The sequence below is a fragment of the Frigoribacterium sp. RIT-PI-h genome, assembly GCF_001297205.1.
Classification (GTDB): domain Bacteria; phylum Actinomycetota; class Actinomycetes; order Actinomycetales; family Microbacteriaceae; genus Frigoribacterium.
Genome location: NZ_LHOZ01000057.1, coordinates 22,973 through 48,898, shown reverse-complemented (window position 1 = coordinate 48,898; position 25,926 = coordinate 22,973). Strand labels below are relative to the sequence as shown.

Genomic DNA, 25,926 nt, shown 5'->3' with positions numbered 1-25,926 from the left:
ACCCCGTTCCGTGCGATGAACCACGACGCTTCGTGGTTCATCACACGGAACGGGGTTCGCGAACGTCCCCGACCCGGCACGCAGAAGAGCGGCGGCCCCCCGAAGGGGACCGCCGCTCTCGCGTACAGCAGGCGCCGGGGTGCCGGAGCACCCGGGGTGCTACTTGGCCGAGACGACCGTCAGCGTGATCGTCGCGATGACGTCCTCGCGCAGGCGGAGGGTGGCTTCGTGCTCACCCGTCACCTTGATGGCCGAGGGGATCTCGACCTTGCGCTTGTCGATCGTCGCGACGCCCTGGGCGTTGACCGCGTCGGCGACGTCGCCCGGACGGACCGAGCCGAACAGACGGCCGTCGGCACCGGTCTTCACCGTGAGACGGATCTTCTGGGCCTCGAGGCGCTGCTTGAGGTCGTGGGCCTCTTCGATCGTCTTGAGCTCGCGGGTCTCGCGGGCCGTACGGATCTGAGCGACCTGCTTCTCGCCACCGCGGCTCCACGCCACGGCGAAGCCCTGGGGCACCAGGTAGTTGCGGGCGTAGCCGTTCTTGACGTCGACGACGTCACCGGCGGAACCGAGGCCGGAGACCTCGTGGGTCAGGATTACCTTCGACATGGTGGTCCTTCCGATCAGCGGCCGGAGCCGGCGTAGGGGAGGAGCGCCATCTCACGGGCGTTCTTCACGGCACGGGCGATGAGGCGCTGCTCCTGGACGGAGACGCCGGTGATGCGACGGGCGCGGATCTTTCCACGCTCCGAGATGAACTTGCGCAGGGTCGCGACGTCTTTGTAGTCGATGACACCGACGCGGATCGACTTCGCGGGAGCGGCGTTCTTGCCGCCCTTGCCGCGGAGGGGCTTGCGGCGGTCGCCGCTGCTCTTTCCAGCCATTGGTTTCTACTTTCGATGAATGAAGAAGTACTTGAAGGGGAACGGCGACGCTTAGAAGGGCGTCTCGTCGTTGTAGGTGCCGTTGCCACCGGGGGTGTTCCACACGTCGCCGCCAGAGGTGTTGCCACCCTGCTGGCCGCCGGCGGGCTGACCCCACGGCTCTTGCGCCTGACCGCCGCCGACCTGAGCCGGCTGGCCACCACGGTTGCCACCGCCGTTGCCGCCCCCGAAGGAGCCGCCACCGGCAGCACCGTCGCGGGACGACGCGGCGCGCGTCACCTGAGCGGTCGCGTAACGCAGCGAGGGGCCGATCTCGTCGATCTCGAGCTCCATGCTGGTGCGCTTCTCGCCCTCTTTGGTCTCGTACGAGCGCTGCTTGAGTCGGCCCTGAGCGATGACCCGGCTGCCCTTGGTGAGGCTGCTGGCCACGTGCTCGCCGAACTCGCGCCACACGCTGGCACGGAGGAAGAGCGCCTCGCCGTCCTTCCACTCGTTCGACGCGCGGTCGAACGTGCGGGGGGTCGACGCGATGGTGAAGTTCGCGACCGCGAGCCCGTTCTGCGTGTAGCGCAGCTCGGGGTCACTGGTGAGGTTTCCCACCACTGTGATGACGGTCTCGCCAGCCATCGGACTACTCGGCAGCCTTCTCGGCGGCGGGAGCAGCCGGAGCGGCAGCGGCGTTGGCAGCCTTGCGGGCGGCCTTCTCGTCGCTGACCTTCTTGGCGGCGGCGACCATGGCGATCGCCTCTTCGGCACGCAGGACCTTGGTGCGCAGCACGGCCTCGGAGAGACCCAGCTGGCGGTCGAGCTCGACCGTGGCGGCCGAGTTCGAGGTCAGGTTGACGACGGCGTAGATGCCCTCGGTCTTCTTGTTGATCTCGTAGGCCAGGCGACGACGTCCCCAGATGTCCACGTTGTCGATCGTTCCGCCATCGTTGCGGATGACGTTGAGGAACTTGTCCAAGCTCGGGGCGACGGTGCGCTCATCGATCTCGGGGTCCAGGATGACCATCAGTTCGTACTGGTGCATGACTAACCCACCTCCTTCGGACTTGACGGCCACAGACGGTCTGTGACAGGAGGGTATTCATGTCGCGGCGTCGGCCGTGAGGCAGACGCAACCTTCCCAGCCTAGCCGAGCGCGCCTCCTGAATCAATGCCGCCGCAGCGGCCGCTGGCCTCGTAGAGCCGAGGAGGCGCGGGTCGACACCCGCAGGACGGGTTACGCCCCAGCACCCTCGCGTGCGTTCCACCAGGCGAGCAGGCGCTCGGTGGCGACTTCGGCCCCCAGCGGCCCTTCTTCGGTGCGCAGCTCGAGGAGGAAGCGATAGGCCTCGCCGACCTCGCGGCTCGGGCCGATGCCGAGGACGCGTTGGATCTCGTCGCCGTCGAGATCGGGCCGCAGCGAGTCGATCTCTTCGCGTTCGCGCAGCTCGGCGATCCGCGCCTCGAGGTCGTCGTAGGCGAAGCCGAGCCGGTCGGCCTTGCGCCGGTTGCGCGTGGTCACGTCGGCCCGGGTCAGCATGTGCAACCGCTCGAGCTGGTCACCGGCGTCGCGGACGTACCGGCGCACGGCCGAGTCGGTCCAGCCGCCCTCGGTGTAGCCGAAGAAGCGGAGGTGCAGCTCGATCAGGCGCGAGACGGCGGCGATCGTGTCGTTGTCGAAGCGCAGCGCCTTCAACCGCTTCTTGGCGAGCTTGGCGCCGACGACGTCGTGGTGGTGGAAGGTGACGACCCCGCCCGGCTCGAGGCGGCGCGTGGCGGGCTTGCCGCAGTCGTGCAGCAGGGCCGCGAGGCGCAGGGTGAGGTCGGGTGCCTCGCCCGGGTGCCGCTCGCGCTCGTAGCCGATGGCCTGGTCGAGCACGGTGAGGCTGTGCTCGTACACGTCCTTGTGGTGGTGGTGCTCGTCGATCTCGAGGCGCATGGCGGCGAGTTCGGGCATCACGTGGTCGGCCAGCCCGGTGTCGACCAGCAGCCGGACACCGTCTCGGGGGGTTTCGGTCTTCAGGAGCTTCGACAGCTCGTCGGCGACCCGCTCGACCGAGACGATCGACAGGGTCTCGGCCCGGGCGGTCATCGCCTCGCGCACCTCGTCGGACACCGTGAAGCCGAGCTGGGCGGTGAACCGGGCGGCCCGCATCATGCGCAGGGGGTCGTCACGGAACGAGTCGACCGCGGTGCCCGGGGTGGCGAGCCGCTCCTGCAGCAGGTCGTCGACGCCACCGGACGGGTCGACGAGCACGCGTTGGGGCAGACGCAGCGCCATCGAGTTGACCGTGAAGTCGCGACGGACCAGGTCGCCCTCGAGGGTGTCGCCGAACTCGACGACGGGCTTGCGGGTCTCGCCGTCGTAGACGTCGCTGCGGTACGTGGTGATCTCGACGGTCTCGCCGTCGACGCGGGCGGCGATCGTGCCGAACGCGCGGCCGACGTCCCAGTGCGCCTCGGCCAGGGGGACGACGATCGCCAGGATCTGGTCGGGGTCGGCGTCGGTCGTGAAGTCGAGGTCGTTGACCGGGCGGCCGATGAAGGCGTCACGCACCGGACCGCCGACGAGGGCGAGCTCGTGACCGGCCGCGGCGAACGCGGCGGCGAGCTTCTCGATGCGGGGGGTGGCGGCCAGATCGTCCAGCCGCTGCAGGGCCCGTGCGACGCTGTCCATGACGGAACAGCTTGCCACAGCCGAGGAGGCGCGGGCTGAGTCCCCGACGGCGCCTCACGACCCCGTCGTCCCACCTCGCAGGCGCTTCGCCGCTCCTTCTGGGTCGGCGTTGCCTAGACTCGGCATGCTCGAACGGCCCCTGTCGCCGTCGACACCTGACGCCTATGAGACTCTTCTTCGCCGTGATCGCCGCCCTGTTGGCGGTGTTCGTCGTGTCGGCGGGGCTGCCGGCGACCGCGGCCCGGGCGGCCTCCGCCCCCACCGGCGACGGCGTCACGATGACCGTCGAGCCGGCCTCCGACGGCGTGCTGCGACCCGACGACGACCTCACCCTCGGGGTCACCGTGACGAACGACGGCGACGCCGACCTCGCGGCGACCACGGCCCGGGTCTACCTCGACCGCGAACCGTTCACCACGCGGTCCAAGCTCGCCTCGTGGCTCGATCCCGACGACGTCTCGGGCGACGACTACCTCGGACGACAGCTCGTCGAGGTCGACGTGCCCGCGGTCTCCGCCGGGTCGTCCGTCGCCCTCGACACCGTCGTGGTGCCGGCCGACCGCCTCGGCCTGACCGGCCGCGCCTTCGGGGCGCGCGCGCTCGGGGCCCGCGTGCTCGACGCGTCGGGCAGCCAGGTGGCGCAGACCCGCAGCAGCGTGGTCTGGTACCCCGCCGACAGCTTCCAGCCGACCCGCGTCGCGGTCGCCGTGCCGATCACGACGCCCGAGAGCGAGACGGGCGTCCTCGACGCCTCGGCCCTCGCCGCCTACACCTCGGACGGCGGGGTGCTGCGACGCGAGCTCGACGCCGTGGCCGGCACGGGCGCGACCCTGGGCGTCGACCCGATGATCGTCGCGTCGATCCGCCTGCTCGGCAGCGAGGCCCCGCAATCGGCCGTCGACTGGCTCACCGAGCTGCAGGCCCTGCCCAACGACATGTTCCCGTTGGCGTACGCCGACGCCGACGTCGCCGGGCTACGACAGGCCGGCGCGACGACCGTCCCGACCGTGACCTCGCTCGACACCCTGGTCGACCCCGACCGCTTCGAGGACATGCCCGCGCCGACCGACACACCCACCGGTGCGCCGGGTCAGGGCACGGACGACGGCTCGGGCACCGGCGTCGCCGGATCCGACCCCTCCGCCCTGCCGAGCGACGGGGCCACCGACCAGCCGACCGGCGAGCCGTCGCCCGACGAGACGCCCGGCGACAGCGTGGTCCTGCCCACCACCGCCCAACTGCTCGACTTCCCGTGGACGCAGCGCGACGTCGTCTGGCCGCGCGAGTCGTCCGTCGTGTCCGCCGACCTGACCGCGTTCGCGGGCGGCTCGTACACGTCCACCATCGTCTCGAGCAGCAACGTCGACGTCGACGGCGACTCGACCGAGAACGCCGCGGTCACGATCGGTGACGTCCCGGCCGTCGTCTCGGACGACCCGTTGTCCGACCTGGTCACCCAGGCGGCCGAGGCGACGAGCCTGGCCGAGTGGCAGGCCACGATGGCCCGGCTCTCCGCCACCGTCGCGACCATCGCCTACGAGCGGCCCAGCGACGCCCGCACCTTGCTGACCACGCTCGAGCGCGAGTGGCCGTCGACCGGGCAGTTCCTCACCCGCACGCTGCAGGCCGTCGACGGCCTGCCCTGGGTCAGCGGCGCCACCCTGACCGACGCCCTGGCGAGCACCCCGTCGACGGCGACCGTCGTCGACAGCCCCGAGAGCGACGCCCGCCTCGACCAGCTGCGCGACCTGGTGTCCGCCGACGAGAGGGTCGTCGACTTCTCGACCGCCCTCGCCGAACCGCAGCTCGTCACCGAGTCGGCCCGACTGCGCACGATGGCCCTGGCCTCGCACGCCTGGCGCGACAACGTCGACGGCTTCCCCGCCGAGGTGGCCTCGGCCGTGGCCGACGCGACCGCGACGTCGGGTCTCGTGGCCGTCGTCCAGGGCTCACCGATCTCCATCCTCGGCGACCGCTCGGCCCTCCCTCTCTACCTCGAGAACAAGACCGACTCGGTCGCGACGGTGATGCTGAACCTGACGCCGTCGAACTCCATCCTCTCGATCGAGCGCAGCCCCATCGAGGTGACGATCCAGCCGCAGTCCCAGACCCGGGTCAGCGTGCCCGTGCAGTCCGTCGCCAACGGGACGGTCTCGGTGCAGCTCCAGCTGGTCAGCCTCTCGGGCGTGGCGATCGCCACCCCGGTCGACGTCCCGCTCTCGGTGCAGGCCGGGTGGGAGACCGCCATCACCTGGATCTTCGGCGTCGCCTTCGCCGCGCTGTTCGTCGGCGGCCTCTACCGCACCTTCCGCAAGCGCCGCAGGGCGCGCGACGAGGCCCGGTCGTCCGGCGACGGCCCGTCGGCCGGTGCGGCCCCGTCACCCGATGCGGCCGCCTCGCCGCCCGTCCAGGAGTCCATGTGAGCAACCAGGGCGGTCTCGGTCGCGCCAGCATCCTCCTCGCGTCCGGGACGATGGTCTCGCGCGTCCTCGGCTTCGTGAAGGCGGCCGTCCTGGCCGCCGCGATCGGGCAGTCGGCCAGCCGGGCGGCCGACTCGTTCGCCCTCGCCAACCAGCTGCCGAACAACATCTACGCGCTGATCGCGGGTGGCCTGCTCAGCGCCGTGCTCGTGCCCCAGATAGTGCGGGCGGCGACCTCCGACGACGGGGGGCAACGGTTCATCAACAAGATCGTGACCCTCGGCACCATCGTCTTCGCGGCCGTGGGCCTGGCCGGCACGTTGCTCGCCCCCGTGCTCGTGCGGCTCTACGCGCAGCAGAGCTCGGACGGCGGGGCGGGATTCACCTCGGACCAACTCGCCCTCGCGACCGCCTTCGCCTACTGGTGTCTGCCGCAGATCTTCTTCTACGCCATGTACTCGCTGCTGAGCGAGGTGCTCAACGCCCGACAGGTGTTCGGGCCCTTCACCTGGGCGCCGGTGCTCAACAACGTCGTGTCCATCGCCGGTCTCGTGGTCTTCATGGTGATGTTCGGCGGCGCCGTCGAGAACTCGGCGGTCGACGTCTGGACCGGCGACCGCATCTTCGTCATCGCGGCCACGGCCACCCTGGGCGTCCTGGCGCAAGCGGCGTTCCTGTTGCTGTTCTGGCGCCGCGCGGGTCTGACCTTCCGCCCCGACTTCCGCTGGCGCGGCGTCGGCCTCGGCGCCACGGGCAAGGCCGCCGGCTGGCTGTTCGGCATGGTGCTCGTCACCCAGCTGGCCGGGCTGGTGCAGAGCCGCGTCGCCACCCTGGGCAGCGAGGTGGGTGCCTCCAACGCGGTGCTCGCCAACGCCTGGCTGCTCTTCATGCTGCCGCACGGCATCATCGCCGTGTCGATCGGCACCGCCTATTTCACGCGCATGAGCGGCCACGCCTCGCGCGGCGACCTGAGGGCCGTCCGCACCGACATGTCGCAGTCCCTCCGGGCCATCGGCATGTTCATGGTGTTCGCCGCCGTCGCCATGTGCGTCGTGGCCTACCCGTTCGCCCGGTTCTTCGAGGTCGACTTCGCCGGGTCGACCCGCACGGCCGAGGTGATCCTCGGCTACATGCCCGGACTCGTCCTGTTCAGCGTGCTGTTCATCGTGCAGCGGGTGTTCTACTCGATGCACGACCAGCGCACGCCGTTCTTCCTGCAGCTCGTCCAGTCGGGCATCTTCGTCGCGGGGGTGGCGATCTCGGCCGCCGTCGTGTCGCCCGAGCACATCGCGATGGCCATCGCCATCACGACCTCGATCGCGGGCTCCAGCCAGGCCGTGGTCGCGCTCGTCGTCGTCAAGAGGCGGCTGGGCGGCATCGACGGCCGCTGGGTGCTGCGCCGCTACGTCCAGTTCTTCGTCTTCTCGCTCGTCGCCGGGGCGGTGGGCGTCGTCGTCGTGACCGTCCTGGGTGGTTTCTCCGCCGACGGCTTCGCGCAATCCGGGCGTGTGCCGGGCGTCCTGACGGTCGTCGTGGCCGGGGCCGTCATGGGCCTGGTCTACGGCGCACTGCTCTGGTTCGCGCGGATCCCCGAGCTGCGGGTGCTGACCACGCCGGTGACCGCACGTCTCGCACCGACCGTCTCGCGCCTCCTGCGTCGCTGACTGCCGCTGGCGGACACTGCGGGGGCTACCGGGCACTACGGAGCGATGCCGGGCGCCGCAGGGCACGGCCGGGCGCCGCACTGCCAGGCCCGCGGGAATGCCCCGTCGGTAGGATGCGTTCCACCAGACGATCGAGGGATCCGACCGCCGAGCCACCGCTCGCAGTCGTCTTCCCGCTCGTGAAGTTCTCCCCCAGGAAGGTGCCCATGCGCCAGGTCATCATCATCGGTTCCGGCCCCGCCGGCTACACGGCCGGCATCTACGCCGCCCGGGCCGGTCTGCGCCCCCTCATCGTCGCGAGCTCGGTCGAGGCCGGCGGCGAGCTCATGAAGACCACCGAGGTCGAGAACTTCCCCGGCTTCCCCGACGGCATCCAGGGCCCCGAGCTCATGTTCAAGATGCAAGAGCAGGCGGAGAAGTTCGGCGCCGAGGTGCTGCTCGACGACGTCACCGCCGTCGACCTGACCGGCGACGTCAAGAAGGTCACCCTGGGCAACGGGACCGTCGAGGAGAGCCTCACGGTGATCTTCGCGACGGGCAGCGCGTACCGCAAGCTCGGCCTCGCCGACGAAGAGCGCCTGAGCGGCCGCGGCGTCAGCTGGTGCGCCACCTGCGACGGCTTCTTCTTCAAGGAGAAGGCGATCGCCGTCGTCGGCGGTGGCGACTCGGCCATGGAAGAAGCGACGTTCCTGACCCGCTTCGCCTCGAAGGTCTACGTGATCCACCGCTCGAGCAGCCTGCGCGCGTCGAAGATCATGCAAGACCGGGCGCACGCCAACGAGAAGATCGAGTTCCTGTTCGACAAGCAGGTCACGGCGATCCTCGGCGGCGAGAAGGCCACCGGCGTCACCCTGACCGACACGGTCGACGGCAGCACGACCGACCTCGACCTCAACGGCCTCTTCATCGCCATCGGCAACGACCCCCGCGTGCACCTCGTGCACGGTCAGGTCGACCTGACCTCGGACGGCACCATCGCCGTCCAGGGGCGCAGCTCGAAGACCAACCTGACCGGCGTCTTCGCCGCGGGCGACGTCATCGACGCGACCTACCGGCAGGCGGCCACCGCCGCGGCCTCGGGCACCGTCGCGGCGCTCGACGTCGAGCACTACCTGGCCTCGCTCGACCAGACCTTCCTGGCCGAGCAGACCGTGGGATCGGCCGAGGGCATCGAGACGTCCGAGTCCGTGGTCGCCTGACCCGCGCCTCCTGAAGCAAACCCAGATCACCCTGACGAAAGGAACACCATGAGCAGCGCCAAAGCAGTGACCGACGCGTCCTTCGAGGCCGACGTCCTCAACTCCGACAAGACGATCCTCGTCGACTTCTGGGCCGAGTGGTGCGGCCCGTGCCGCGCCGTCTCGCCGATCCTCGACCAGATCGCCGCCGAGCACGGCGACAAGATCGAGATCGTCAAGCTCAACGTCGACGACAACCCGCAGACCGCCATGAAGTACCAGATCACCTCGATCCCGGCCATGAAGGTCTACCGCGGCGGCGAGGTCGTCAAGACCGTCATCGGCGCCAAGCCCAAGCCGGCCCTCGAGGCCGACCTGGCGGAGTTCATCGCGTAGTCGACGCCGACACCACGACGAGAGCCCGCCCAGCACACGCTGGGCGGGCTCTCGTCGTCCCCCGCCCGCACGGGCATAGTCTTGACCGAATCACCCTCTGACAGAACAGGGACATCGATGAGCGACAAGGGCACCAACCTCGACCCGTGGTACGACTCGTACGCCGACCGTACGGCCGGCCTCAGCGCCTCCGAGGTCCGAGCCCTGTTCGCCGTCGCCTCTCGCCCTGAGGTCGTCTCGCTGGCCGGCGGCATGCCTTACGTCTCCGCCCTGCCCCGCGAGCTCGTCACCGGCGCCATCGACCGCGTCATGGCCGACGGGGGAGCGATGGCGATGCAGTACGGCAGCGGCCAGGGCACCCCGGCGATCCGCGAGCACATCATGCAGATCATGGCGATGGAGGGCATCCGCGGCAGCGCCGACGACGTGGTCGTCACCACGGGCTCGCAGCAAGCCCTCGACCTGGTCACCCGCCTGTTCGTGAACCCGGGCGACGTCGTGCTCGCCGAGTCGCCGAGCTACGTGGGCGCCCTGGGTGTCTTCAAGGCGTACCAGGCCGACGTCGTGCACGTCCCGATGGACGAGCACGGACTCGTGCCCGAGGCGCTGCGCGAGGCCATCGCGATGGTCACGGCCCGTGGGGGGCGGATCAAGTTCCTGTACACGATCCCGAACTTCCACAACCCGGCCGGTGTCACGCTCACCTGGGCCCGCCGCGTCGAGATCCTCGAGATCTGCCGCTCGGCCGGCATCCTCGTCCTCGAGGACAACCCCTACGGGTTGCTCTACTTCGACCAGCCGGCCCCCCAGGCGATGCGCTCCATCGACGACGAAGGCGTGATCTACCTCGGGTCGTTCTCGAAGACGCTCGCGCCCGGCTTCCGGGTCGGCTGGGCACTCGCCCCGCACGCCATCCGCGAGAAGCTCATCCTCGCCAACGAGTCGGCCACGCTCTCTCCGAACTCGTTCGGGCAGTTCGTCATCACGGAGTACCTCGACCAGGCCGACTGGCGGGGGCAGATCGAGACCTTCCGTGACCTGTACCGCGAGCGGCGCGACGCCATGATCTCGGCGCTGGGGGAGTACCTGCCATCGCTCACGTGGAACGTCCCCGACGGGGGCTTCTTCGTCTGGGTCGGGCTGCCTGCAGAGCTCGATTCGAAAGCCATGCTGCCCCGAGCCGTGAAAGAGCTCGTGGCCTACACGCCCGGCACGGCGTTCTTCGCCGACGGCGACGGTCGGCAGAACATCCGCCTGTCGTTCTGCTACCCGACGCCCGAGTCGATCCGCACCGGCGTGGCCCGTCTGGCGAACGTCGTCAACGGCGAACTCGACCTGCTGCGCACGTTCTCGCCCGCGAGCCTGTCGAACCCGGCCGCTCGCCCGCAGAGCGTCGTCGTCCCGCCGCCAAATACCAACTGACCAGCACTTTCCGCGTCTCGTGAGTCTTCCGCCCCCGAGACCGGCCTCCGTCGTGACACAAGGAAGAGACCCCCATGGCATCGAGTGAGCTGCGCACCGTCACCGTCCTCGCCGGAGGCATCTCGCACGAACGCGACGTCTCCCTTCGATCGGGGAGGCGCGTGGTCGACAGCCTCGTCACCCACGGCATCCAGGTCGAGCTCCGCGATCCCGATGCCTCGTTGCTCGGACATCTGACCGAGTCGCGTCCCGACGTCGTGTGGCCGGCCCTGCACGGGGCCAGTGGCGAGGACGGCGCGCTGCGCGGTCTGCTCGAAGCACTCGACGTCCCCTTCGTCGGCAGCACGGCGGCAGCGGCCCGGCTGGCGTGGGACAAACCGACCGCGAAAGAGCTCGCCCGACGCGCCGGGGTCTCCACCCCGCGGGGCATCACCCTGTCCCACGACGCCTTCCGTGAGCTCGGCGCCGTCGGTGTGCTGGCGGCCATCGCCGAAGAGCACCCGGTGCCCGTCGTCGTGAAGCCGGCGCGGGGAGGCTCCGCCCAGGGGGTCACGGTCGTCGACGACATCGGTGCACTACCGCGGGCCATGGTCGACGCGTACACGTACTGCGACAACGTCATCGTCGAGCAGAAAATCACGGGCACCGAGATCGCGATCGGGGTCATCGACACCGGTGACGGCCCCCTCGCCCTCCCCGCGGTCGAGATCCTTCCTCGCCAGGGTTTCTACGGGTTCGAGGCTCGCTACAACGCGGGGGAGACGACCTTCTTCACGCCAGCACGACTCGACTCCTCGGCCTCCGACGCTGCTGCCCGGGCCGCCGTGGCCGTGCACGAAGCCCTCGGGCTTCGTCACCTCTCGCGGGTCGACCTCATCGTCGATGCTGCCGGGACGCCGTGGTTCCTCGAAGTGAACGTACTGCCCGGGCTGACCGAGACGTCACTCGTCCCGATGGCTCTGGAGTCGGCCGGTTACGAACTGGGCATGTTCTACGCCGCCCTCGCCGAGAAGGCCGTCGCTGACCACCGTCGCTGACAGACGTCCGCGCTTGTCGACGTTTCACGTGAAACGTGGGCCCTCCGGGAGTAGGGACCACGACCAGACCGCGCGTCCAGTGCTGCGCCCGTGGTTGCCCAGTGCGTCCATCGAAGCAGTGTGAGGTCGATCCGTCTCAGCGTGCGAGGTGATGACTGCGCGTGACCGAAGGGCGCGACATCCTCTTCGAGCGTGTCGTGCTAGCGACGAGACGCTCGGGCTCGAACAGCTGATGGTCTCGGGGATCGTGAACCTGTGCGAACGGTCCTCGCGACGCGACAAACCCCATGACCGCTTCATTTCTACCAGTCGACGACGACCGTCCGGGCTCGAGCCCACCACGTATTGGGGTCGGGCCGCGTCAGAGCTAGACGAGTCGAGCCGACGCCGTCTCCGCCCGTGACCCGGTGTCCATCCGCGTAAGAAGCAGGGGACTGGACTTTCCCGCACGATGGATGCAGCTGACGGGGCACCGCCCGCCAGCTCTCTGTCATGCCGTGAGCGTCGCCGTGAGCACCAAAGGCTCACCGCACCCGCGAGTGGATCACTCCGATGATCGACTCGCGCACGGGAGCGACCGTCCGGGATGCGGGAAGTTTCACGTGAAACCCTGCGGGCGCGCCGGTTCGGCTGCCCGCAGGTCACCCCAACAACAACTGCCCCCACTCAGACGAGCAAGGGCAGCCGATGTTTCACGTGAAACCGTATGACGCGGGTCGAACGATCGGGGAGTCAGCCTTCCTGTTCGTGCCCCAACTGTCCGAGGATACGGTTGAGATCCTGCATCGAGGCGAAGTCGATCGTGATCGACCCCTTGCGAGCACCCAACGACACCTTCACCCGGGTCTCGAACCGGTCACCGAGACTCTCGGCCACCTCGTCCAGGTGCGCCTGGTGCTTACCCGGGGTCGCCGTGCGCGTCGACTTCGGCTTGGCGCTTCCACCCGCGGCGATGGCCTCGGCGGCACGGACGCTGAGGTCTTCGTTGACGATGCGATCCGCCAGTCGAGCCATGAGGACCGGGTCACCCGTGCTCAAGATCGCTCGGGCGTGGCCGGCCGTCAGGACGCCCGAGGCGACCCGTCGCTGGACGGCCGCAGGCAGCCTCAGCAGCCTCAAGGTGTTGGTGATCTGCGGACGACTGCGGCCGATGCGGGTGGCCAACTCGTCCTGGGTGATGCCGAAATCGGCGAGAAGTTGCTGATAGGCGGACGCTTCTTCGAGCGGGTTGAGCTCGGCGCGGTGGAGGTTCTCGAGCAGCGCGTCGCGCAACATCGCGTCGTCCGCGGTGTCCTTGACGATGGCAGGGATCGTCGCGAGACCCAGCTCTTTGGTCGCCCGGAGGCGTCGCTCGCCCATGACGAGCTCGTACTGTGCTGCCCCCTTGCCGCTCTTCTTGATCGGACGGACGACGATGGGCTGCAGCACACCGACTTCACGGATGGAGGTCACCAGCTCGGCGAGCTCCTCGGCGCGGAATTCGGCCCGCGGCTGCTGAGCGTTCGGGGTGATGTCCAACGGATTGAGGTTCGCCAGGCGCGCACCCGGCACGGCGATGAGCTCGTCGGCTGTCTGCTGTGCCGTCGGGAAGAAGACGTCGACCGGGCGGTCCTGGCTCTCGTCGGAGACGGGGATGAGGGCGCCGATGCCGCGCCCGAGTCCGGTTCGCTTGGTTGCCATTACTGGGGTGCTCCTCGACGTGCTAGTTCGGCGGCCGCCTCGAGGTACGAGATCGACCCGGGGGAGTTGGTGTCGTAGCTGATGACCGTCTGCCCGTAACCGGGGGCCTCGCTGATCCTGACCGACCGGGGAATCAGCGTGTTCAGGGCCTCATCAGGGAAATGCTCGCGAACGTCGGCGACGACCTGCTGAGCCAGGTTCGTCCGTCCGTCGTACATCGTGAGCAGGATGCTCGACACCTTGAGCTTGGGATTCAGGTGCTTCTCGATGAGCTGGATGTTGCGAAGCAGCTGGCTCAATCCTTCGAGCGCGTAGTACTCGCACTGGATGGGGATGAGCACCTCACTGGCGGCGACGAAGGCGTTGATCGTGAGCAATCCGAGAGACGGCGGGCAGTCGATGAAGACGTAGTCGTATCGTTCACCGGCCTTCTCGGTGGCGCTGAGGTACTCGGACAGCGCTCTGCTCAGTCGCTGCTCGCGAGCGACGAGCGAGACGAGTTCGATCTCGGCTCCGGCGAGGTGGATCGTGGCCGGGATGCAGAAGAGCGTGTCGAACTCCGGGCTCTTCTGGACGACGTCCGCGACCTCGCCGTCGTTCACCACGACGTCGTAGACGCTCGGCGTCTCGGCCCGGTGTTCCACGCCGAGGGCCGTCGAGGCGTTGCCCTGGGGATCGAGATCGATGACCAACACCTTCGCTCCACTGCGAGCCAGAGCGGCCGAGAGGTTGACGGTGGTCGTGGTCTTGCCGACGCCACCCTTTTGGTTGGAGACGGTGATCACCCGTGTCGCGGCGGGGGACGGGAGGGGCTCGCGCGACAGGGCCTGCTTGCGTCGATTCAGGTCGGCGAGCTCCCGTGCCAGGGGAGTGCTTCTGTCGTCGTCAGCCGAGGAACTCACTGAAGGGGTCTCCGTATCGCCATGTTTCACGTGAAACGACCTGCCCGGAGGTGTGACCACACCGCTCGAAAACGGCTCGGTGATCGTCGGGGATCGAAGGCCGAGTCTATCGTCAGGCCCCGACAAAGACAGGGACCCGGCGTCCGTGTGCCCTGATGCGACCCTGCACCAGACCGTCGTTCCGGTTGAACGGGGAGACAATAATGCCCGATCAGACGGTCCTATGAGCCGGATTGGCTAGATGGTCAGTCCAGTGTGGCGACGAAGACCCGGGTCGTCTCGTCGACAAGTCCGACGCCCAGCTCCCGAGCCTCGACGTCGATCAGGTGGTGGCGGGCGATGACCTTGCGTGCAGCGGCGATCTCGTCGTCGACCCGCGCACCCTTCATCAAGAGGAGTTGCCCGCCGGTCTTCACCAGCGGAGCGGTCAGCGGGATCAACTTGGACAGTGCCGACACGGCACGGGCGGTCGCCTGGTCGAGCCAGCCATCCAGTTGTACGTCTTCCGCGCGGGCACGCACGACCTCGACGTTGTCGAGACCCATGCGCTCGGCTTCGGCCGTCAGCCAGTCGACGCGTCGCTCCATCGGTTCGATCAGCACGAGCGTGGCGTCCGGACGAGCAGCCGCGAGCACGAGTCCCGGCAGGCCGGCACCCGACCCGATGTCACCGACTCGACCGGAGACCAGCAGGGGCGCCAGCAGCCCACAGTTGATGACGTGGCGGGTCCAGAGGCGCGGCAGCTCGAGCGGTCCGATCAGACCCAGTTCTTCGCCGTGCTGCGCTAGGTCGGCGACGTAGCGGCGCACGACGTCGAGCCGGTCGCCGAAGATCGTCGCCGTCACGGCGGGCTCGACCTCGAGGGTCGACGTGTCGGTCATGTCCGTGGGCTCAGGGACGAGTGATGACGGTGTGACGGTCGCGGCCTTCGCCCTCGGACTCCGAGGTGAAGCCCCGCGCGGCCACGATGTCGTGGACGAGTTTGCGCTCGTAGGACGACATGGGCGGCAGGGCGGCCGAGGTGGCGCCGTCCTCGAGCTTCGCGACGGCGACGTCCACCAGACGGCCGAGCTCGGTCTCACGCGTGGCGCGCGAGCCTCCGATGTCGAGGATGAGACGCGAGAACTCGCCGGTCTTGGTCTGCACCGCGATGCGCGTCAGCTCTTGCAGGGCGTTGACCGTGTCGGGCTTCGACAGGACGCGCAGTTTCTGCTCGCCGCTCGAATCGACCGAGATGTACGAGCGACCGCCGCGGACCTCGATGTCGATGTCGCCGTCGAAGTCGCAGATGTCGAGCAGTTCTTCGATGTAGTCGGCTGCGATGTCGCCCTCGTCGAGGACGTCGGCCGTGTCGTCCGAGGCGACCCGCGCCTCCTGGTCGTCGCTCGAGGCGACGGCACCGTCGGTCTCGGCGGCGGGCTCGACGATGTCGGTCGTGGAGTCGTCAGAGGTCATTTCTTGGGGCCGTTCTGCTTCTTGGAGCGGTTCTTGCCGACGGGCTGGGTGCGCTGGGTCGTCTTAGGCAGGGCGGGCGCCGACTCGATCTCGGTCACGGTGATGCTGGGCAGGCCCTTGCGCTGCTGCTTGCGCGCGAGGCGCTCTTCACGCGCCAGTGCCGCCTCGCTGCCGGGGGTGGGCATGTTGCGGATGACGAGGAACTGCTGGGCCATGGTCCAGACGTTGGAGGTGAGCCAGTAGAACATGACGCCCAAGGGGAAGGACAGACCCGAGAAGACGAACACGAGGGGGAGGAAGTACAGGAGCATGCGCTGCTGCTTGAACATGGGGCTCGCCTTGGTCTCGGGCGACATGTTCTTCGAGACGATCTGCAGCTGGGTGATGAACTGCGACGCCGTCATGATGACCACCATGGCGCCGGCCATCAGGCGGACCTCCCAGGTGGTGGCCCCGAGGAAGGTCTCTTTCAGGGGAGCGCCGAAGAGTGCCGACTCACCGAACGAGTTCGACAGGGCCGAGTTCAGCAGGCCGATGCCCACCTTCTCTTGCTGGGCGTTGTGCAGCACGGTGTAGAGGCTGAAGAAGATCGGCATCTGGATCAGCAGCGGCAGGCACGAGCTGAGCGGGTTGGTACCGGTGTCCTTGTAGAGCGCCATGGTCTCGCGGGACATCGCCTCGCGGCTGAACTGGTCGCGCTTGCCCTTGTACTTGTCCTGGATCTTCTTGAGGCGAGGCGCGATCTCCATCATGCGTCGCTGGCTCTTGATCTGCCGGACGAAGATCGGGATGAGGCAGGCCCGCACCACGAGGACCAGGCCGACGATCGAGAGCACCCACGTGCTGCCGGCCGCGGTGTCCATGCCGAACGCCGTGAGGACGTTGTGGAAGCCGACGAGGATCGCCTCGACGACCCATCTCAGGGGCCAGAGGATGGTGCCGATGAAGTCCATGGTGTTCGGGTCAGCCCTTTCCGTGGCTCTGTGCGGCGATGCGGCCCGCCCCGACGAGGTCGGGGGTCGTGGTGCCGGATCGCGGTGTCACGAAGCCGGACTTCGTGACGCGGTACTTCTGTGTGCGGGGCTCGGGGACGTCGTCGACGCCTCCTGCTGCCCAGGGGTGACACCGGGCGATGCGCCAGCTGCCCATGGCCACGCCCCGCACCACGCCGTGCAGCTGGATGGCCTCGAGGGCGTAGCGGGAACACGACGGGTAGTAGCGGCAGACGTCGCCGTAGAGCGGGGAGACGACGGCACGGTAGACGCGGAGCACGAGGACGCACGCGTTGCGGGGAAGCAACGCGACGAACTGCACGGCTCTTGTCACGCTTTCACGCCCCTGTCGACGACCTCGGAGATGTCCGACAGCAGGGTAGACCACGCAACGTCGGGGCTGCCTGGCAAGGCTCTGATCACGATGTCGAGCCCCCGGGGGAGTGTCGGCAACATCTCGTGACAGACACCCTTGAGCCGGCGACGGACCGTGTTGCGGACGACCGCGTTGCCCACGGTCTTGGCCACGATGAAGCCGAACCGGACCAGGTCGTCGTCACGACGACGGACGTAGACGACCGAATGCGCCGTGCCCGACTTGCGGCCACGGCGCACGGTGGTTCGGTAGTCGTCTGCGCGGACGATCCGGTTGGCCCGGGCCAACACGGGGGTGGCTACGCCGAGAGCTCGGTGCGGCCCTTGCCACGACGGGCGGCGAGGATGGCGCGACCGGCGCGGGTGCGCATGCGGGCACGGAAACCGTGCTTCTTGGCGCGACGACGGTTGTTCGGCTGGAACGTTCTCTTGCTCATGGTGGTCCTCCAGGAAAGCGGACCAGGCCTGTTGCCACGATCCGAGAAGTCTTGTACAGCCAACGCGGCTGAAATCAACTGATTAAAAGTACGCGTGATCGGAGCCGTGGTCAAACGGCGTCTTCCGGAGGCGCTTGTCCACAGTGTTGAAAACTCCGGTTGCGGACTCCACACCCGGTCGAACTAAGGTGGGTACTTCTCGCGGTACTTCCGCGTGACGACGGGGAACACGCAGCGATCCCGGCCCGAACGGCGCCAACCGATCGGTGGAGAAAGCTGTGCATAACTCGTCCCGCACTCGTACCCTTCGAACACCGGCGGGTGAAGGCGACCCGCACGCGGAGGCGGCCGGATCCGTCCGCTGCCGAACCGCGAGAAAGAGACTCCCAGTGGCGCACACCGTCGACCCGGTCCAGGACCTGTGGCGTTCCGTCCTCGCGACGCTGACGACCGACGACCGCATCACGCCGCAGCTGCACGGCTTCATCAGCCTCGTCGAGCCGAAGGGCGTGCTGGGCGGCACCCTCTACCTCGAGGTGCCCAACGACCTGACCCGGGGCATGCTCGAACAACGGATCCGTGAGCCGCTGCTCGAGTCCATCGCGGGGCTGGGCGACACCACGGTCTCGAGCTTCGCCATCACCGTCAACCCCGACATCACCCCCGACACGCTCACCCAGCAGGTCGAGCAGTCGGAGCCGGTCCACTACATCGAGGCGCCCTTCGTGCCGGCGCCGGTCGAGACGAGCGCGAGCGGCAAGCGCAACGACTCCCGTCTCAACCCGAAGTACAGCTTCGACAACTTCGTCATCGGCGCGTCGAACCGGTTCGCCCACGCCGCGGCCGTCGCCGTCGCCGAGGCTCCGGCCAAGGCCTACAACCCGCTCTTCGTCTACGGCGAGTCGGGGCTGGGCAAGACCCACCTGCTGCACGCCATCGGGCACTACGCCGAGACGATGTACCCGGGGATCCGAGTCCGGTACGTCAGCAGCGAAGAGTTCACGAACGACTTCATCAACTCGATCGCCAACAACCGGTCGAGCCTCTTCCAGCAGAGGTACCGAGAGATCGACATCCTGCTGATCGACGACATCCAGTTCCTCCAGGGCAAGGACAGCACCCAGGAGGCGTTCTTCCACACCTTCAACACCCTGCACGACCACGACAAGCAGCTGGTGATCACCAGCGACCTGCCGCCCAAGCACCTCACCGGCTTCGAGGACCGCATGCGGTCGCGCTTCGAGTGGGGCCTGATCACCGACGTGCAGGCTCCCGACCTCGAGACCCGCATCGCCATCCTGCGCAAGAAGGCCCAGAGCGAGAAGCTGCAGATCCGCGACGAGGTCCTCGAGTTCATCGCGACCAAGGTGTCGAGCAACATCCGCGAACTCGAGGGCACCCTCATCAGGGTCACGGCCTTCGCCAGCCTCAACCGGACCGCCGTCGACCTGGCCCTCGTGCAGACCGTCCTGAAGGACCTCATCACGCTCGACGAGGACAACATCATCGCGCCGGTCGACATCATCAACCACACGGCGGACTACTTCAAGCTCACGGTCGACGACCTGTACGGGTCGTCCCGCTCGCAGGCGATCGCCACCGCCCGACAGATCGCCATGTACCTGTGCCGCGAACTCACGAGCCTGTCGCTGCCCAAGATCGGTCAGCTGTTCGGCAACCGCGACCACACGACGGTCATGTACGCCAACAAGAAGATCAGCGAGCTGATGAAGGAGCGCCGGTCGATCTACAACCAGGTGACCGAGCTGACCAGCCGCATCAAGCAGGACACCCGCTACAAGTGACGGGTCGACGGGCCAGGCCGGCTCGTCCGCCACGACCGTCCCGTCCGGGCGTCGACCACGTGTCGGCGCCCGTTCGTCGTTCCAGGGGGCACCGGACGCGTCTCGACGGGCCCTGAGGAGGCACGTTCCACACAGTGTGGATAACTTGTGGAAACTCGTGGATAACCTCGGCGACGTTGTTCACGGATCCGGGGGACCTGTGGGATCCCGCTCGGGGCCGACGACCGACCACCAGGATTCTTGTCATTCCGTTCCACATCCCGTCCACAAGTCACACGCGTGTAGTTCCGTTGAGCCACGGGGTTTTAAACAGGTTATCCACACTGTGCACAACGGTTAAGACTGTTAATCCTGGTTACAAGAAATTGATGGAGAGACAACCTTGTGGATCGATCGGGCCCCGGGCCCTCGGCTTTCACCCACCGGAAGGGCGGACCCCGATGCTGTGCCACTATTAACCGGCCATCCACGAGAGCGAAGTCGATAGGGGTCCCCGCGTGAAGTTCCAGGTCAACCGTGACGTCTTCAGCGATGCGGTCTCCTTCGCCGTCAAGCTGCTGCCCCAGCGCACCACCTTGCCGATCCTCAGCGGTGTGCTGATCGAGGCCGACGCCGACGGACTGACCCTGTCCTCCTTCGACTACGAGGTCTCGGCCCAGACGAGCATCCCCGCCGAGATCGACGAACCGGGGACGATCCTGGTCTCGGGCCGACTCCTCGCCGACATCGCCAGCCGTCTGCCGAACGCACCGGTCACCTTCTCCACAGAAGAGAACCGCATCGCCGTCAGCTGCGGATCCGCGAACTTCTCCCTGCTGAGCATGCCGGTCGAGGAGTACCCGACCCTGCCGACCGTCGGTGACCGCTCGGGTGTCGTCCCCGGCGACTCCTTCGCCCTCGCGGTCTCCCAGGTCGCGGTCGCCGCGTCCCGCGACGACGTCACCCCGGTCATCACCGGCGTCCAGCTCGAGGTCAGCGAGAACGCCTTGTCGCTGGTCGCCACGGATCGCTACCGAGTCGCCGTCCGTGGCATCGAGTTCGACCCCGGCACCGTGGCCAGCACGACCACGACGACCGCTCTCGTCCCGGCACGCACCCTGCAAGAGGTCGGCAAGACCTTCGGCAACGCCGGCACCGTCTCGGTCTCGATCACCGGATCCGACGAGCGCGAGCTCATCGCGTTCCAGGCGGACAACAAGACCGTCACCTCGTTGCTCATCAAGGGGAACTTCCCCCCGGTGAAGCGTCTCTTCCCCGACACCGTCGAGAACTACGCCGTGATCAACACGGCCGAGCTCGTCGAGTCGGTCCGCCGCGTCTCGCTCGTGCTCGAGCGCGAGGCGGCACTCAGGTTCACGTTCACGATCGACGGCCTCACCCTCGAGGCCATCGGAAGCGAACAAGCGCAGGCGTCAGAGTCGATCGATGCGTTGTTGACGGGAGAGGACACGGTGGTCTCGTTGAAACCGCAGTTCCTCCTCGACGGTCTCGGAGCGGTTCATTCCGAGTTCGTCCGCATCTCCTTCACCAAGACGGAGAACCCGAACAAGCCCGGTCCCGTACTGATCACCAGTCAGTCCTCGAGGGACCAGGCCGGTGCTGACAGCTACAAGTACCTGCTGCAGCCCAACCTCCTCCTGCGCTAAGAGCGCTCTGCACGCAACGGTGCCGCCTCCGGGCCCCACCGCCACGAACAAAGGATCCTCATGCACATCGGCCTCGTCGGTCTCGGCAAAATGGGCAACAACATGCGCGCCCGCCTGCGCGACAACGGCATCGAGGTGACCGGTTACGACGCGAACCCCGCCGTCTCCGACGTCGCCAGCCTCGCCGAGCTCGCCACCACCCTCCCCGCCCCCCGCATCGTCTGGGTCATGGTGCCCGCGGGCGAAATCACCGCCGGCGTCATCGAAGAGCTCTCGAAAGAGCTCTCCGAGGGCGACCTGGTCATCGACGGTGGCAACTCGAAGTTCACCAGCGACTTCGCCAACGAGAAGCTCCTCGGCGGCAAGGGCATCAAGTACGTCGACGCCGGCGTCTCGGGCGGTGTCTGGGGCAAGGACAACGGCTACGGTCTCATGGTCGGCGGTTCCGCCGAGAACGTCGCCCTGGCGCAGCCGATCTTCGACGCCCTGCGTCCCGAAGGTCCCCGCGAAGAGGGCTTCGTCCACGCCGGCGACACCGGTGCGGGTCACTACGCCAAGATGGTCCACAACGGCATCGAGTACGCGATCATGCAGGCCTACGGCGAGGGCTACGAACTGCTCGAGGCCCGTAGCGACCTGATCAAGGACGTCACCGGCACCTTCAAGGCCTGGCAGCGCGGCACCGTCGTGCGCTCCTGGCTGCTCGAGCTCATGGTGCTCGCCCTCGAGGCCGACCCCAAGCTCGCCGAGATCTCGGGCTACGTCGAAGACAGCGGCGAGGGCCGCTGGACCCTCGAAGAGGCGATCAACCACGCCGTCCCGATGCCGACGATCAGCGCCTCGATCTTCGCGCGCTTCGTCTCGCGTCAGGGCGAGGGTTCGCCGACCATGAAGGCCGTCGCCGCACTGCGCAACCAGTTCGGCGGCCACGCCGTCAAGAAGGCCTAGCGCCTCCACCGGCCCGCGTGCGAGTACTGCATCTCAGCCTGACGGACTTCCGCAACTACACGTCTGCCGAAGTCAGCCTCGTGCGCGGGCCGAACCTCTTCGTCGGCAGCAACGGCCAGGGGAAGACGAACCTGGTCGAATCCCTCGGCTACCTCTCGAGTCTCGGATCCCACCGGGTGTCGTCCGATGCCGCGCTCATCCGCCAAGGACGAGACTCGGCCGTCGTCCGGGCCCGGTTGCTCGCCGACGACCGCGAACTCCTGGCCGAGGTGCAGATCAACCGGTCGTCGCCGAACCGGGCGCAGGTCAACCGTGGGGCCATCAAGCCCCGCGAGTTGCCGCGCTACTTCACCAGCGTCCTCTTCGCCCCGGAAGACCTGGCGCTCGTCCGGGGCGAGCCCTCCGGTCGTCGACGCTTCCTCGACGAGCTGCTGGTAGCCCGGTCGCCCCGGTTCGCCGGCGTGCAGACCGACTACGACCGGGTGCTCAAGCAACGCAACACGCTTCTGAAGTCGGCCCGCGCCTCCGGGGTGAAGGCCGGTCAGCTCAGCACGCTCGACATCTGGGACGAACGTCTCGTGTCCCTCGGCAGCGAACTCGTCGTCGCGCGCGACCGGCTCGCCGCCGACCTGGCCCCCGAGGTGGCTCGTGCCTACGCGGCGGGGGCCGGGGCCGACCCCGCCGCGCGGTTGTCGACGGTGTTGAGCATCCGGGGAGCGACACCCGACGACGAGACGACCGCGGCCGAGGGGCCGACCGAGTCGATCCCCGCCGACGAGGTGCCCGAGGTCTTCCGCCAGGCGCTGGCCCGCGTCCGACCGACCGAGCTCGAACGGGGCCTGACGCTCGTGGGCCCGCACCGAGACGCCCTCTTCCTCTCGCTCAACGGGCTGCCCGCGCGCGGATACGCGAGCCACGGCGAGTCCTGGTCGTTCGCCTTGGCGCTCAAACTGGCCTCGGCCGCGGTGGTGCGGGTCGACTCGCCGACGGGCGACCCGGTGACGTGCGCGACGACGTCTTCGCCGAGCTCGACGGATCCCGTCGTGAACGCCTGGCCGACGCGGTCGCCGGCTACGAGCAGGTGCTCATCACGGCGGCGGTCGAGGGCGACGTCCCCTCACGGCTCAAGGCCCACACGGTCCGCATCGCCAAGGGGACGATCGTCGACGACGCCCCCGTGGCCGACGCCCCCCACGCCCCCGACGCCGACGGTCCCGGGGACGACGCGGTCGTCCCCGAGGCGAGTGGCGACGAGCGACCCCGTGAGGCCGACACCGAGGAGGCGCGGTGAGCGTCGACGACGCACCGCAGCCTCCGGCGTCCACGCCACCCGCGCCTCCTGAACCCGAGCCGCAGCCCGACAGCGAGGCCCAACGGGTCTACCTACGGTTCCGCCGGGTGTTCGGCGACCCCAACTCGCGGTCGCGCGACGCTCGGAAGCGCAAGTCGATCAAGCTGGGGTCCCCGAGCCAGCCGTTCGGCACCGGACGCGAGCCCCGGGGGATCGCCGACGTGCTGTCGGCCGTCACCAACGAACTCGGCTGGAACAGTCCGTTGGCGCAGTCCGAGCTGATGACCGCCTGGCCCGACATGGTGGGCGCCGAGCTGGCCGCGCACTCGGATCCGGTGTCGATCGACGACGGCACCCTGACCGTTCAATGCGATTCGACGGCCTGGGCGACGCAGCTCCGGTTGATGCGCACGCAGGTCACGACGACCATCGTGCAGAGGTACCCGGACGCGGGCATCCAGTCGGTGCGTTTCTTGGCACCCAACGCCCCGACCTGGAAACGCGGCCCCAGATCGGTTCCAGGGCGGGGCCCTCGCGATACTTACGGTTGACGAGGGTGAATCGTCCAAGTGCGGTGGGAAAATCCGTCTGAGGGCGGATTTCGCCCCGCGGTGGACGGGCCTGCGGTAGACTCGGAAGGTCGTCCGAGGGCCGCCCAGACAGCGGTCGCGACCGGTCGGCACACCTTCGTCTCGTCCGGCAGGAGCCCCTACGCACATGTCAGCTGATCCCACCGACGCCCAGCCCGACGACACCTACGGCGCCAGTGCGATCCAGGTCCTTGAGGGTCTCGAGGCCGTCCGCAAGCGCCCCGGCATGTACATCGGCTCGACGGGCCCCCGTGGTCTGCACCACCTGGTCTACGAGATCGTCGACAACTCGGTCGACGAGGCCCTGGCCGGCCACTGCGACCACATCGAGATCACCATGCGCGAGGACGGCGGCGTGCGCGGCGTCGACAACGGCCGCGGCATCCCGGTCGACGTGCACCCCGTCGAGGGTCGGTCGACCGTCGAGGTCGTCCTGACCGTGCTGCACGCCGGCGGCAAGTTCGGCGGCGGCGGTTACGCGGTGTCGGGTGGTCTGCACGGCGTCGGCAGCTCGGTCGTCAACGCCCTGTCGAGCGAGCTCGACGTCGAGGTGCGCCGACAGGGCAACGTCTACCGTCAGAGCTTCACCGACGGCGTCCCCGTCGCGCCGCTGGCCAAGGGCGAAGAAGACGACACCACGGGCACGACGATCACGTTCTGGCCCAACGCCGAGATCTTCGAGACCGTCGAATTCGACTACGAGACGCTGCGCACGCGGTTCCAGCAGATGGCCTTCCTGAACAAGGGCCTGCGCATCGAGCTCAGCGACGAGCGCGTGCAAGAAGACGACGCCGAGCCCCGCCACGACGTCTTCCACTACGAGAAGGGCCTCGTCGACTACGTCGAGTACCTCAACACGACCAAGAAGGTCGAGACCGTCCACGACGACATCATCGCCTTCGAGCAAGAAGACACCGAGAAGAAGATCTCGCTCGAGGTCGCGATGCAGTGGAACACCTCGTACCAAGAGAGCGTCCACACCTACGCGAACACGATCAACACGCACGAGGGCGGCACGCACGAAGAGGGCTTCCGCGCGGCGCTGACCACGTTGATCAACCGCTACGCGCGCGAGAAGAACTTCCTCAAGGAGAAGGACGACAATCTCTCGGGCGACGACGTCCGTGAAGGCCTGACCGCCGTCATCTCGATCAAGCTCGGCGAGCCGCAGTTCGAGGGCCAGACGAAGACCAAGCTCGGCAACACCGAGGCCAAGTCGTTCGTGCAGAAGGTCGCCGGCTCGCAGCTGAACGACTGGTTCGACCGCAACCCCAAGCAGGCCGCCGAGATCGTCCGCAAGGGCATCCTCGCGTCGCAGGCCCGTCTCGCCGCGCGCAAGGCGCGTGAGCAGACCCGCCGCAAGGGCGTGCTCGAGTCGAACGGCATGCCCGGCAAGCTCAAGGACTGCCAGAGCAAAGACCCCTCGCGAAGCGAGATCTTCATCGTCGAGGGCGACTCGGCCGGCGGTTCGGCGGTGCAGGGGCGCAACCCCGAGACCCAGGCGATCCTGCCGCTGCGGGGCAAGATCCTCAACGTCGAGAAGGCCCGTCTCGACCGTGCCCTCGGCAACAACGAGGTCCAGGCCATGATCAAGGCCTTCGGCGCCGACATCGGAGAAGACTTCGACCCCGACAAGGCGAGGTACCACAAGATCGTCCTGATGGCCGACGCCGACGTCGACGGCCAGCACATCACGACGCTGCTGCTCACCTTGCTCTTCCGCTACATGCGCCCGCTGATCGACCTCGGCTACGTCTACCTGGCGCAGCCCCCGCTCTACAAGCTCAAGTGGAGCAACGCCGCCCACGAGTACGTGTACAGCGACGCCGAGCGCGATGCGGTGCTCGTCTCGGGTCGCGCGGCCGGCAAGCGCATCCCGAAGGAGAACGCGATCCAGCGCTACAAGGGCCTCGGCGAGATGGATTACAAAGAGCTGTGGGAGACCACGATGGACCCCGACACGCGCACGCTGCTGCAGGTCACCCTCGAGGACGCCGTGGCCGCCGACACCATCTTCGACACCCTGATGGGCGAGAACGTCGAGTCACGACGCAACTTCATCCAGCAGAACGCGAAAGACGTCCGCTTCCTCGACATCTGATGCGCGCCTCCGGCTGATCCGGAGCACGCCCGCGCCCC

At 68.1% G+C, this 25,926-nt stretch carries 24 protein-coding genes and 1 pseudogene; 12 read left to right on the top strand and 13 right to left on the bottom strand.

Features of this window, described 5'->3' with window-relative positions:
• Positions 1 to 159: 159 nt before the first annotated feature.
• The 5 genes from rplI to AEQ27_RS05390 form a co-directional block, all read right to left on the bottom strand.
• A complete protein-coding gene (rplI, locus tag AEQ27_RS05410; RefSeq protein WP_054145730.1) occupies positions 160 to 612 on the bottom strand; it encodes a 50S ribosomal protein L9 in 453 nt (150 codons plus the stop codon).
• A gap of 14 nt (positions 613 to 626) precedes the next feature.
• Entirely contained in the window at positions 627 to 887 is a 261-nt protein-coding gene (gene rpsR, locus AEQ27_RS05405; RefSeq protein WP_043595327.1) for a 30S ribosomal protein S18, read from the bottom strand.
• A gap of 51 nt (positions 888 to 938) precedes the next feature.
• Entirely contained in the window at positions 939 to 1,514 is a 576-nt protein-coding gene (locus AEQ27_RS05400; RefSeq protein WP_043595325.1) for a single-stranded DNA-binding protein, read from the bottom strand.
• 4 nt (positions 1,515 to 1,518) lie between these two features.
• The gene (rpsF, locus tag AEQ27_RS05395) at positions 1,519 to 1,917 is read right to left on the bottom strand and encodes a 30S ribosomal protein S6 (RefSeq protein ID WP_054145729.1); all 399 of its coding nucleotides are present in this window, start codon (positions 1,915 to 1,917) and stop codon (positions 1,519 to 1,521) included.
• A gap of 192 nt (positions 1,918 to 2,109) precedes the next feature.
• On the bottom strand, positions 2,110 to 3,549 hold the full coding sequence (locus AEQ27_RS05390) for a CCA tRNA nucleotidyltransferase (RefSeq protein WP_054145728.1): 1,440 nt from the start codon (positions 3,547 to 3,549) through the stop codon (positions 2,110 to 2,112).
• 164 nt (positions 3,550 to 3,713) lie between these two features.
• On the opposite strand from AEQ27_RS05390, the gene AEQ27_RS05385 reads away from it, so the two are divergent.
• The 6 genes from AEQ27_RS05385 to AEQ27_RS05360 all read left to right on the top strand — a co-directional run bounded on the left by AEQ27_RS05385 (position 3,714) and on the right by AEQ27_RS05360 (position 11,666).
• Positions 3,714 to 5,972 (top strand): DUF6049 family protein, encoded by a 2,259-nt coding sequence (locus AEQ27_RS05385; RefSeq protein WP_054145727.1) that lies wholly within the window; start codon positions 3,714 to 3,716, stop codon positions 5,970 to 5,972.
• Positions 5,969 to 7,633 (top strand): murein biosynthesis integral membrane protein MurJ, encoded by a 1,665-nt coding sequence (gene murJ, locus AEQ27_RS05380; RefSeq protein ID WP_152970182.1) that lies wholly within the window; start codon positions 5,969 to 5,971, stop codon positions 7,631 to 7,633. Before AEQ27_RS05385 ends, murJ begins: the two co-directional genes overlap by 4 nt.
• 206 nt (positions 7,634 to 7,839) lie before the next feature.
• Entirely contained in the window at positions 7,840 to 8,832 is a 993-nt protein-coding gene (trxB, locus tag AEQ27_RS05375; protein WP_054145726.1) for a thioredoxin-disulfide reductase, read from the top strand.
• 48 nt (positions 8,833 to 8,880) lie between these two features.
• On the top strand, positions 8,881 to 9,207 hold the full coding sequence (trxA, locus tag AEQ27_RS05370; protein ID WP_043595317.1) for a thioredoxin: 327 nt from the start codon (positions 8,881 to 8,883) through the stop codon (positions 9,205 to 9,207).
• 117 nt (positions 9,208 to 9,324) lie between these two features.
• Positions 9,325 to 10,629: a PLP-dependent aminotransferase family protein gene (locus AEQ27_RS05365; RefSeq protein WP_054145725.1), complete on the top strand. Its 1,305-nt coding sequence runs from the start codon at positions 9,325 to 9,327 to the stop codon at positions 10,627 to 10,629.
• A 74-nt stretch (positions 10,630 to 10,703) separates the two neighbouring features.
• A complete protein-coding gene (locus AEQ27_RS05360) occupies positions 10,704 to 11,666 on the top strand; it encodes a D-alanine--D-alanine ligase (RefSeq protein ID WP_054145724.1) in 963 nt (320 codons plus the stop codon).
• Between the two features lie 732 nt (positions 11,667 to 12,398).
• On the opposite strand, the gene AEQ27_RS05355 is transcribed toward AEQ27_RS05360, so the two are convergent.
• The 8 genes from AEQ27_RS05355 to rpmH all read right to left on the bottom strand — a co-directional run bounded on the left by AEQ27_RS05355 (position 12,399) and on the right by rpmH (position 17,507).
• Positions 12,399 to 13,346, bottom strand: coding sequence for a ParB/RepB/Spo0J family partition protein (locus AEQ27_RS05355; protein WP_054145723.1), 948 nt, complete (start codon positions 13,344 to 13,346; stop codon positions 12,399 to 12,401).
• Positions 13,346 to 14,278 (bottom strand): ParA family protein, encoded by a 933-nt coding sequence (locus AEQ27_RS05350; protein WP_054145722.1) that lies wholly within the window; start codon positions 14,276 to 14,278, stop codon positions 13,346 to 13,348. Before AEQ27_RS05350 ends, AEQ27_RS05355 begins: the two co-directional genes overlap by 1 nt.
• A gap of 215 nt (positions 14,279 to 14,493) precedes the next feature.
• The gene (gene rsmG / locus AEQ27_RS05345; RefSeq protein ID WP_054145721.1) at positions 14,494 to 15,129 is read right to left on the bottom strand and encodes a 16S rRNA (guanine(527)-N(7))-methyltransferase RsmG; all 636 of its coding nucleotides are present in this window, start codon (positions 15,127 to 15,129) and stop codon (positions 14,494 to 14,496) included.
• A gap of 10 nt (positions 15,130 to 15,139) precedes the next feature.
• Positions 15,140 to 15,703, bottom strand: a complete 564-nt coding sequence (locus tag AEQ27_RS05340; RefSeq protein WP_054145720.1) for a R3H domain-containing nucleic acid-binding protein — start codon at positions 15,701 to 15,703, stop codon at positions 15,140 to 15,142.
• Positions 15,700 to 16,656, bottom strand: coding sequence for a membrane protein insertase YidC (gene yidC / locus AEQ27_RS05335; protein ID WP_054145719.1), 957 nt, complete (start codon positions 16,654 to 16,656; stop codon positions 15,700 to 15,702). Before yidC ends, AEQ27_RS05340 begins: the two co-directional genes overlap by 4 nt.
• Positions 16,657 to 16,666: 10 nt before the next feature.
• Positions 16,667 to 17,029: a membrane protein insertion efficiency factor YidD gene (yidD, locus tag AEQ27_RS05330; RefSeq protein WP_054145718.1), complete on the bottom strand. Its 363-nt coding sequence runs from the start codon at positions 17,027 to 17,029 to the stop codon at positions 16,667 to 16,669.
• Positions 17,026 to 17,361: a ribonuclease P protein component gene (gene rnpA / locus AEQ27_RS05325; RefSeq protein ID WP_054145717.1), complete on the bottom strand. Its 336-nt coding sequence runs from the start codon at positions 17,359 to 17,361 to the stop codon at positions 17,026 to 17,028. Before rnpA ends, yidD begins: the two co-directional genes overlap by 4 nt.
• An 8-nt stretch (positions 17,362 to 17,369) precedes the next feature.
• Positions 17,370 to 17,507: a 50S ribosomal protein L34 gene (gene rpmH, locus AEQ27_RS05320; protein ID WP_043595303.1), complete on the bottom strand. Its 138-nt coding sequence runs from the start codon at positions 17,505 to 17,507 to the stop codon at positions 17,370 to 17,372.
• Between the two features lie 389 nt (positions 17,508 to 17,896).
• Between rpmH and dnaA the strand changes: the two genes are divergently transcribed.
• The 6 genes and pseudogenes from dnaA to gyrB all read left to right on the top strand — a co-directional run bounded on the left by dnaA (position 17,897) and on the right by gyrB (position 25,888).
• Positions 17,897 to 19,312, top strand: a complete 1,416-nt coding sequence (gene dnaA / locus AEQ27_RS05315; protein WP_043595301.1) for a chromosomal replication initiator protein DnaA — start codon at positions 17,897 to 17,899, stop codon at positions 19,310 to 19,312.
• A 497-nt stretch (positions 19,313 to 19,809) separates the two neighbouring features.
• A complete protein-coding gene (gene dnaN, locus AEQ27_RS05310; RefSeq protein ID WP_043595299.1) occupies positions 19,810 to 20,958 on the top strand; it encodes a DNA polymerase III subunit beta in 1,149 nt (382 codons plus the stop codon).
• Between the two features lie 60 nt (positions 20,959 to 21,018).
• Positions 21,019 to 21,906 (top strand): phosphogluconate dehydrogenase (NAD(+)-dependent, decarboxylating), encoded by an 888-nt coding sequence (gnd, locus tag AEQ27_RS05305; protein WP_054145716.1) that lies wholly within the window; start codon positions 21,019 to 21,021, stop codon positions 21,904 to 21,906.
• Between the two features lie 17 nt (positions 21,907 to 21,923).
• Positions 21,924 to 23,197 (top strand): annotated as a pseudogene (recF, locus tag AEQ27_RS05300) (DNA replication/repair protein RecF).
• A complete protein-coding gene (locus AEQ27_RS05295; protein ID WP_054145715.1) occupies positions 23,194 to 23,748 on the top strand; it encodes a DUF721 domain-containing protein in 555 nt (184 codons plus the stop codon). The pseudogene recF and the gene AEQ27_RS05295 overlap by 4 nt, the downstream one beginning before the upstream one ends.
• Positions 23,749 to 23,914: 166 nt before the next feature.
• Positions 23,915 to 25,888, top strand: a complete 1,974-nt coding sequence (gene gyrB, locus AEQ27_RS05290) for a DNA topoisomerase (ATP-hydrolyzing) subunit B (RefSeq protein ID WP_054145714.1) — start codon at positions 23,915 to 23,917, stop codon at positions 25,886 to 25,888.
• Positions 25,889 to 25,926 lie beyond the last annotated feature (38 nt).

What these genes read in the sequence shown, in the direction of transcription:
- rplI (WP_054145730.1), bottom strand. Translation starts at nt 612, where the DNA reads ATGTCGAAGGTAATCCTGACCCACGAGGTCTCCGGCCTCGGTTCCGCC.
- rpsR (WP_043595327.1), bottom strand. Translation starts at nt 887, where the DNA reads ATGGCTGGAAAGAGCAGCGGCGACCGCCGCAAGCCCCTCCGCGGCAAG.
- AEQ27_RS05400 (WP_043595325.1), bottom strand. Translation starts at nt 1,514, where the DNA reads ATGGCTGGCGAGACCGTCATCACAGTGGTGGGAAACCTCACCAGTGAC.
- rpsF (WP_054145729.1), bottom strand. Translation starts at nt 1,917, where the DNA reads ATGCACCAGTACGAACTGATGGTCATCCTGGACCCCGAGATCGATGAG.
- AEQ27_RS05390 (WP_054145728.1), bottom strand. Translation starts at nt 3,549, where the DNA reads ATGGACAGCGTCGCACGGGCCCTGCAGCGGCTGGACGATCTGGCCGCC.
- AEQ27_RS05385 (WP_054145727.1), top strand. Translation starts at nt 3,714, where the DNA reads ATGAGACTCTTCTTCGCCGTGATCGCCGCCCTGTTGGCGGTGTTCGTC.
- trxB (WP_054145726.1), top strand. Translation starts at nt 7,840, where the DNA reads ATGCGCCAGGTCATCATCATCGGTTCCGGCCCCGCCGGCTACACGGCC.
- trxA (WP_043595317.1), top strand. Translation starts at nt 8,881, where the DNA reads ATGAGCAGCGCCAAAGCAGTGACCGACGCGTCCTTCGAGGCCGACGTC.
- AEQ27_RS05365 (WP_054145725.1), top strand. Translation starts at nt 9,325, where the DNA reads ATGAGCGACAAGGGCACCAACCTCGACCCGTGGTACGACTCGTACGCC.
- AEQ27_RS05360 (WP_054145724.1), top strand. Translation starts at nt 10,704, where the DNA reads ATGGCATCGAGTGAGCTGCGCACCGTCACCGTCCTCGCCGGAGGCATC.
- AEQ27_RS05355 (WP_054145723.1), bottom strand. Translation starts at nt 13,346, where the DNA reads ATGGCAACCAAGCGAACCGGACTCGGGCGCGGCATCGGCGCCCTCATC.
- rsmG (WP_054145721.1), bottom strand. Translation starts at nt 15,129, where the DNA reads ATGACCGACACGTCGACCCTCGAGGTCGAGCCCGCCGTGACGGCGACG.
- AEQ27_RS05340 (WP_054145720.1), bottom strand. Translation starts at nt 15,703, where the DNA reads ATGACCTCTGACGACTCCACGACCGACATCGTCGAGCCCGCCGCCGAG.
- yidC (WP_054145719.1), bottom strand. Translation starts at nt 16,656, where the DNA reads ATGGACTTCATCGGCACCATCCTCTGGCCCCTGAGATGGGTCGTCGAG.
- rpmH (WP_043595303.1), bottom strand. Translation starts at nt 17,507, where the DNA reads ATGAGCAAGAGAACGTTCCAGCCGAACAACCGTCGTCGCGCCAAGAAG.
- gnd (WP_054145716.1), top strand. Translation starts at nt 21,019, where the DNA reads ATGCACATCGGCCTCGTCGGTCTCGGCAAAATGGGCAACAACATGCGC.
- gyrB (WP_054145714.1), top strand. Translation starts at nt 23,915, where the DNA reads ATGTCAGCTGATCCCACCGACGCCCAGCCCGACGACACCTACGGCGCC.